Below are 8684 nucleotides of genomic sequence, written 5' to 3'. Positions count from 1 at the left end.
GGAGGTCAGTTCACGTCCTGTCCAAAGGGGGCCGGCGGCGCCGGCCTACTACCCTCTCCCGATCAATTCAGGTGGAGGAGTTTGAGGTGGCCACGGGTGGGGGATTTTGGGTGGCCATCCGGGGAGACAAACAGCCGTGAGCCTTCCCGGTGGTGCGCGGAGCGTCAGAGGCACTTCGTGTAGCAACTCATTCCGCGGCGACGAGTCGTCTGACGCCTTTAGGGTGTTAAAGGTGCTTTTCGGCCAGCTGCAATCCAGTGGGGGGCGTGTCTATGAATCCTTGGTTGACGCCGTGAGCCTTCCCAGGTCCTGGCTAGTGCGCACTTGGTTGGCCGTGGCGCCCTGAGTGCCCCGCTAGGGACTTCAATGGCGCTTGCGGCCTTGCGGCGGAACCGTGTGCTTCGGAGGTGTAGCGACCAGGACTTGGGCTGCTCGAGATTGGGGGAGTTCCAGCCCGAGGGAGTCCCGCGAGCAGCGCCGACCCGTATTCACGGGGGAACTCGAGCGTAGTTAATGCTGCCTTTCGGTTGTAAGCTTCCCTGTTACTCGGCAGAACAGAGACAAATCCGAATGCTTCCCTTTGGCCCAGGGTCCCGTGTCGTCATCCGGGATGAGGAATGGCTGGTACGCCGCTCAGACCCGTCTACGGACGGAGGCTGGCTTCTGACCTGCGACGGCGTTTCCGACCTCGTCCGGGGCAGGTCGGCTCTATTCCTCACCGAGCTCGAAGACGCGATTCAGGTTCTGGACCCGGCGGCGACGGAACTCGTTCCGGATGACAGCCCGATGTTCGCTGCGGCAATGCTGTACATCGAAAGCACTCGTCGCCGTCTGGTTCCGAATGACGAGTCCATCCACTTGGGCCACCGCGGTGTGATGAACCTCGTGCCCTACCAGTTGGACCCGGCAATCCAAGCCCTCCGCCAGCCGCGGGCGCGGATTCTCATTGCCGATGCGGTTGGTCTGGGCAAGACGATGGAAGCGGGTGTACTGGCGACGGAGCTCATTCAACGGGGGCGCGGCAAGCGCATTCTGGTGGTTACCCAGAAGGCGATGCTCACCCAGTTTCAGAAGGAGTGGTGGAGCCGTTTCGCGATTCCGCTGGTACGGTTGGACTCGGTCGGCCTGGCCCGCGTCCGAAATCGCATCCCGGCCAATCACAACCCCTTCAACCACTTCGACCGAAGCATCATCTCGGTCGACACCCTCAAAAGCAATCTCGAATACAGGAACTACCTGGAAAACGCTTGGTGGGACATCATCGTCATCGACGAGTGTCACAACGTGGCGGCCCGTGCCGGGGAGTCGGGGCTTTCCCGTCGCGCGCGCCTAGCCAAGCTGCTGGCAACTCGTTCCGACACCCTTATCCTACTTTCGGCCACGCCCCACGACGGGTCGGCCCGGAGCTTCGCGTCGCTCATGAGTTTGCTCGACCCCACGGCAACCTCGGACCCCGACGACTACACCCCGGACGACTTCAAAAGCAAAGGTTTGGTCATCCGACGATTCAAGAAGGACATTCGGGACCAGGTCTCAGCGGATTTCCAGGAGCGGAAGACCACGCGCCTGGGCCGTCCTGCCACCGCGCAAGAGGAAGCAGCGTATCGGGCCCTGCTGGAGGTCCAGTTCACCCAAGGTGGAGCCCACAAAGCCGGAAAGCAGCAGGAACTGCAGCGCGTGGGCCTGCAGAAGGCGCTGTTCTCCAGTCCGGCCGCGGCGTTGGAATCGACTGTCAGGCGAATTCAATTGCTCGAGAGCAAGCCGGCAGCTACCCCCGACGAGACCGTGGAAGTCGCCGGACTGCTCGAACTCAAGGCAACCCTTGTGCCGCTGGTCGACGACCAAACGGCCACGGGATTCAGCCGCTATCAGAACCTGCTGGAAGTGTTGAAGTCGCGGGATTTTGGTTGGCAGGCGGATGATGCCAACGACCGGCTGGTCGTGTTCTCGGAGCGCATCGAAACTCTCCATTGGCTGGAAAAGCACCTGCGCGCTGACCTCCGCCTGCGAGACAAGCAGCTCGCCGTGCTGCACGGAGGGATGGCGGACACCGAGCAGGCTGAACTTGTCGAACGATTCGGAAGGTTGGAAGACCCGATTCGGGTTCTCCTGTGTTCGGACGTCGCCAGCGAAGGCTTGAACCTCCACTACTTCTGCCACCGACTCGTGCACTTCGACTTGCCTTGGTCGCTGATGGTGTTCCAGCAGCGAAATGGGCGAGTGGACCGCTACGGTCAGAAGAAGCAGCCGGAAATCATCTACATGTTCACCGACACCGTGAACGAAAAGGTTCGAGGAGACCAGCGCATCCTTCAAATCCTCGCACGCAAGGACGAGCAAGCGAACTTGAATTTGGGCGACCCTTCGGCCTTCCTGAGCGTTTTTGACGCCGAGAAGGAGGCGGAGAAGGTAAGCGGCTTCATGGCAGATGGGATGACGCCCGAGCAGGTGGAGGCAACGCTCGACCAGGCGGCGGCGAGTACCACGGACAACGAAGCCGACTACCTGATGACGCTGTTCGGAGGTGCCGAATCCGCCCCAGAGCATTCCAACGGAGCGGCGAGCCTGGGGCGTATCGAAGCACCGTCGTCCCTCTTCGAAAGTGACTTCCAATACGCGAAGGCGGCCCTCAAGCAGCTGAATCAAGGGGGCGACTTCTGTCAATGGCAACACAGCGACGCCGAGCAACTCATCAACCTGACCGCGCCGCCGGACCTCCAGGAGAGGCTCAGGCAGCTACCGCGAGAGGTTCAGGCGGAGCATGACTACTACTCCCTCTGTGCGGACCCTCAACGCGTCGCAACTGCCATCGAATTGGCAAGGCAGGCACGTGAAGAGGACAACACCTGGCCCCAGCTGCACTATCTCTGGCAGCAGCATCCCATCATGGAGTGGCTGGGTGACCGGGTGCTGACCCATTTCGGCCGGCACCGGGCACCCCTGCTCCAGAGTGTGCGGATTCATGAGGACGAGCAGGCCTTCGTCCTCATGAGCCTGGTGCCGAATCGAAAGGGCCAACCGCTTCTCGTCGAATGGCGGGTCGCCAGTCGACGCTCGGACCCTGCTGGCGCGAAAGGGTTCACATTGGAGCCATTCGAGGCGTTCGTTGAGCGAGCGGGTCTGAGGGCAGAGAAGCTTCCGAATCGCGGCGCGGCCAATGGGCTCTCGCATGTCTCGCACGCCATGCAAAAGGCGCTGCCAGACGCAGTCCAGGCCATGCACGCGCGCATGGTGGACATGCAGGCGGACTTCGCGAGGGGGCTGAATGAGCGTCTGGAAACCACGTTGCGCGACCTGAAGCGGCTTCAGGACGGACAGATTCACCAGCTCACGCTCGCCCTGGACAAGCAGCTCGAAACGGTCAAGCGGGGACGATTCGAGCAACGCAGTCAGCAAATCAATCGGGTATTCGACGAGTACCGCCAGTGGGTGCACGACACCCTCACCACTGAGCCCCAGCCCTGGATTCAGGTGCTGGCGGGCGTATGCCACCCTAGCGCCATCCAGGCGGCCTGACCATGCCAGTACTCGACGCCGTTCAGACCTTTGCTGGCATCGCCAATGAGAACGAGTTCTACAGCCATCACTATCTGGCCGAGGTCTTCAAGGGGGACGTCAAGTCTCGCCTGGACGCTTGGGATGCGGCCGAGGCCGAGCACTCCGGGGAAGAGGCTTGGCGTGCACCGCACAAGCGGCTCCAGGCGTGGGCTCAGAAGTGGTTCGGACTCCGCGGACAGGTGCAGCGTGGGCACGAGGCTGCCGAGCGTTGGGAGCTGTTCACTCAACTCCAATCCGGCCTGCTGCAAGCCCTTGGCTACGACGCGCCGCCCAAGCTGCCAGTGGTGCACGAGCTGGCGCCGGGGCTACCGCTGCCTTTTTGGAAGGTGCAAACGCCCCAGCTCGCCATCATCCCTGCGTATCAGCCGGGGTCGGAGAACGAGGACCTCCTGGACAACAGTGTGCTCAGCCTGCACCTCGGTGGACAGCCGGTACCGCCCGCCATGCAGCGTGAGACATGGGCCGAACTGCTCTCCGATGCCGTGTTCGGCGCTGACCAGCCGCCTCGGTACGCACTGCTGGTGGGCTTGGACGACTGGCTTCTGCTGGACCGCTACAAGTGGCCCAACAACCGTGCTCTGCGATTCGACTGGGCCGACATCCTTGACCGCAAGGATGCTGACACGCTCAGGGCGTGCGCAGCGCTCCTGCACAAGGATTCCCTCTCTCCCGGAGAAGGAGCCAGTCTGCTCGAGACTCTGGACGAAAACGCTCACAAGCACGCCTTCGGCGTCAGCGAAGACCTGAAGTACGCGCTGCGCGAAGCCATCGAGCTGCTGGGGAACGAAGCTGCACGGCAACTCGACGAACAAGCCAGCGGTAGCAAGAAGAGCGTCTACTCCGGGCAATACAAGCTGGACCCGGCCCAACTCAGCCTGGAATGCCTGCGCCTAGTGTACAGGTTGCTATTCATGTTCTACATCGAGGCGCGGCCCGAACTGGGCTATGTGCCCATCGCGCGCAGCGAGGTCTACCTCAAGGGCTACAGCCTTGAGAAGCTGCGCGACCTGGAGATGCAACCCCTCTCCAGCCCGCAAGCGCGCGATGGCCGCTACTTCGATGCCACGTTGCGCCGTCTGTTTAAGCTGGTCGCCGAGGGGTGTGGTCTCGGCCAAGTCACCCAGCAACTCGATGCTGCGGTTGCCGGGGCTCAGGAGACCTTTGCGCTGGCGCCGCTGGACAGCCGCCTGTTCGACGACTCCGCGCTGCCGCTGCTTGCGAAGGTGAATTTCCCCAACCACCTGTGGCAGCGCATCATCCGGTTGATGTCACTCAGTCGCGGCCAAGGGAAGGGCCGCCGCAGTGGGCGTGTCAGCTATCAGCTGCTTTCCATCAACCAGTTGGGCGCGGTGTATGAGGCCCTCCTCAGCTACCGCGGATTTTTTGCAGCAGACGACCTGTACGAAGTCAAACCAGCACCGAAAAAGAGCCGCGCCGCGGCCGATGCTGACGCGGCGGATGCAGATTCGGAAGAAGACAACGGGGACGAGGGCGACAACGGCGATGTGTCGTCCACCAGCCGCCGCCGCTTCGCTGGCGCGCAGAACAGCGAAGCCGAAAAGCTTGCGAACGCTTGGTTTGTGCCCGCCGGGCGCTTGGCCGAGTACCACGAGGACGAGCGCGTCTATGACATTGACGACAACGGCCATCGGAGACTGCGCCTGTACCCCAAGGGCAGCTTCATCTACCGCCTGGCCGGCCGCGACCGGCAAAAGAGCGCCAGCTACTACACCCCGCAGGTGCTCACGCAGTGCTTGGTGAAGTACGCGCTTAAAGAGCTGCTGGCCCCGGAGAATGGCCGGGTCAACAAGGCCGATGACATCCTCACACTCACCGTTTGCGAGCCCGCAATGGGCAGCGCCGCGTTCCTGAACGAGGCAGTCAACCAGCTTGCCGATGCCTACCTTGAGCGCAAGCAGGCCGAAGAGGGGCGACGCATCCCGCATGACGAGTATCCGCAGGAACTGCAGAAGGTCCGCATGGTACTGGCGGACCGCAACGTATTCGGAGTCGACTTGAACCCCGTGGCGGTTGAACTTGCCGAGGTGTCTTTGTGGCTCAATGCCATCTACGGCGAGCCCACGCACGACAAGGATGGCAACCCGCTGCCGCTGAAACCGGCCCGCGTGCCCTGGTTTGGCTACCAGCTCTTTGCCGGCAACAGCCTGATTGGCGCACGCCGGCAGGTCTACCGTGCTAGCAGCGTCGTCAAAGGCGCCAAGCCCGCTTGGCACCAGGAGCCACCTCGCCGCGTCACGGCGGACGCGCCGCTCAAGGCCGACGACATCTGGCACTTCCTGCTGCCCGACCCAGGCATGGCCGACTATGCCGACAAGGACGCCAAGAAGCTCTATCCCGAGCACTTCGAGCGCCTGAAAGCTTGGAGGCGAGCCTTTAATGCCTCGCTGGCGCCCCACGAAGTCGCCCGCTTGCAGCAGCTGAGCGCCAAGGTGCAGGAGCTGTGGCACGAGCACACCCAGGGCCTAGCACGTGACCGCGCCCGCACCGAAGACCCGCTGGACGTGTGGCCGCACCGCAAGGTCAGGGTGGGGGCCGGGGTCGACGACGAGTCCGAACGCTTGTCACGCGCGCAGAAGGAAGCCATTCGCCGACAGGGCCTACTCAACGAAGACGGCGACTTGGCCACGCCTTTCCGCCGCCTGAAGCTGGTAATGGACTACTGGAGCGCGCTATGGTTCTGGCCCATTACCGAGAGCGCTCAGCTCCCAACTCGTGAGGCTTGGTGGTTGGAGATTGGGGCCATCCTGGAGGGTAACGTTGTCGACATCGGGTCTCAGACGGCCCTGGACCTCCAGCCTGCCGGCCACGAACGGTTCACGCCCCTGGCACCGGAGGTGCAAGGTACCTTTGCCGGGTTTGAGACCCAACTGCCGCTGCAACACGCCGCCGACCAGCCTCGGCTGCACGACCGCTTCGGCCAATTGCGCATTAGTCGGTTGCGAGAGGCATTTCCCCGCGTCACGCTGGTCGAGTCCATCGCCATGAAGCGGCGCTTCATGCATTGGGAACTGTGCTTTGCTGACGTATTGGTTCGGCGTGGCGGCTTCGACCTCGTACTCGGCAACCCGCCGTGGCTGCGAGTGGAGTGGAATGAGTCCGGCATTCTGGGCGAATTCAACCCGTTGTTTGCCATTCGCGATATTCGTGCAGCAGAACTGGCGCAACGGCGTAGCGAGGCCTTTTCTCGTCACGCAGGACTTCAGGCAGCGTGGACAGAGGAAATGCAGGAGGCAGAAGGAGCGCAGAACTTCATAAATGCGGCTCAGAACTACCCCACCCTCGCGGGAATGAAGGCCAACCTCTACAAGTGCTTCATGACCCTGTCGTGGTCTTTGAACGGACCTCAAGGCATCGCTGGCCTGCTCCACCCCGAAGGACCTTATGACGATACAAAGGGGGCTGTACTGCGAGAAGAAGTGTATGCACGCCTTCGTAAGCATTTCCAGTTTGTGAACGAACTAGCGCTATTTGCCGAGGTACACAACCTTACCAAATACAGCATCAACGTGTATGGCCCGACCCAACCTATTCCCAGGTTCGACCATCTAGCCAACTTGTTTGCGCCGGCCACGGTCGATGCCTGCTATCGACACGACGGGGCCGGCGTTGTAGGCGGGTACAAGAACGAACGAGGTGAGTGGAACACTGCGGGGCACGCCGACCGCATCGTTCAGGTCGATGAAGCGGCGCTGAGCACGTTCGCGCAGTTGTACGACGAGGCTGAAACACCTGCGCGCCGTGCGCGCTTGCCAGCCCTGCATGCCGGTGCGTTAAGTAGCGTGCTCAGAAAGCTTGCCGCTTGGCGCCATCGCCTGGTGGACTTGGAGGACGACTACTTGTCCACGGTAATGTTCGACGAAACAGCGTCGCAGCGAGATGGCACCTTGGCCCGCCGTCCTGTCAGCGATGCCCGCTTCCCAGCGAATCCTAAAGACTTGGTACTCTCAGGCCCGCACATCTTCTTGGCCAATCCGTGCAACAAGACGCCTCGCAAGGTCTGCACGGCCAACCGCCACTACGATGTGCTCGACCTTGATTCTTTGCCGGACGACTACCTGCCCCGTACGAACTACATACCGATGTCCGACCGTGCCGAGTTCGCCCGTCGTGTTCCGCGCGTGAACTGGGTGGACGCAGGAGAGGAACAGGGGCGCCCCGTCACAGAGTACTTTCGGCTGGTGACACGAAGGATGGTCCCACCATCAGGCGAGCGGACTCTGACCCCGGCACTTATGCCTCTCGGAAGTACGCACATTGACGGAGCACTCTCTGTCATCTTCAGGTATTCGAATGACCTAGTCCTGACGTTGGCATGCTGGTCCTCGCTCTTAGTCGACTTTCTGCTAAAGACAACGGGCAAGGCAAACTTCCTTGGAGATACCTCGGACCACATGCCTGTACTGCGAGTCGGAGTTCCGGGCGAGGCGGAGATTCGTGCACGCGTGGCCGCCCTAAATTGCCTTACCAGCCACTACGCTCCGCTATGGGAAAAGGTCTACGACGTCGCTGCCGCGGACCAGGAGTGGAGCCAGCCCGACAATCTGCGCCTGCCCCAGGACTTCTGGGCCAACCTCAGCGGCACTTGGACACGCCACAGCGCACTGCGCGGCGACTACGCCCGCCGCATGGCCCTGGTGGAAATCGACGTGCTGGTCGCCCAGGCCCTTGGCCTGACGTTGGAGGAACTGTTGCTCGTCTATCGCGTGCAGTTCCCGGTGATGCAGGGCTACGAGCGCGACACTTGGTACGACATCCACGGTCGCATCGTCTTTACCAACAGCAAGGGCTTGGTCGGCGTCGGCTTGCCGCGTAAGGGCGGCGCCAAGACGCCCAAAACCCGTATCGTTCCGCCCGATGGCAGGCAGCGCGACGGCAACTTCGGCTGGGAAGACATGTGGGAGTACAACGTCACGTCGGATGGCGGCCAGCCCAAAGTGCCTGACAGAACCGTCATCACCCAATGGGTGACCGACGACACCCTTCCTGGCGGTCCGCGCACGGTCGAGCGCCGCTACGTCGCGCCCTTTGCCCGCGCTGACCGCGAATCCGACTACCGTACCGCTTGGGCATTCTTCGAGTCGCAGAGCGAATCCACATAAGAGGAA

The 8684-nt window shown here is 62.1% G+C and carries 2 protein-coding genes; both read left to right on the top strand.

What is annotated here, in order from left to right; all coding sequences use genetic code 11:
* Positions 1–570 precede the first annotated feature (570 nt).
* Positions 571–3516, top strand: coding sequence for a DEAD/DEAH box helicase (locus JJ685_RS20745; protein WP_201676230.1), 2946 nt, complete (start codon positions 571–573; stop codon positions 3514–3516).
* Positions 3517–3518: 2 nt separating this feature from the next.
* Positions 3519–8678 carry a class I SAM-dependent DNA methyltransferase gene (locus tag JJ685_RS20740; protein ID WP_201676229.1) on the top strand — a complete coding sequence of 1720 codons (5160 nt, stop codon included), beginning with the start codon at positions 3519–3521 and terminating at the stop codon, positions 8676–8678.
* Positions 8679–8684 lie beyond the last annotated feature (6 nt).

Source organism: Ramlibacter monticola (assembly GCF_016722785.1).
Classification (GTDB): domain Bacteria; phylum Pseudomonadota; class Gammaproteobacteria; order Burkholderiales; family Burkholderiaceae_C; genus Ramlibacter; species Ramlibacter monticola.
Note: the sequence above shows the minus strand (reverse complement) of the source record. Positions and strands in the feature narration are given on the sequence as shown.

What these genes read in the sequence shown, in the direction of transcription:
- JJ685_RS20745 (WP_201676230.1), top strand. Translation starts at nt 571, where the DNA reads ATGCTTCCCTTTGGCCCAGGGTCCCGTGTCGTCATCCGGGATGAGGAA.
- JJ685_RS20740 (WP_201676229.1), top strand. Translation starts at nt 3,519, where the DNA reads ATGCCAGTACTCGACGCCGTTCAGACCTTTGCTGGCATCGCCAATGAG.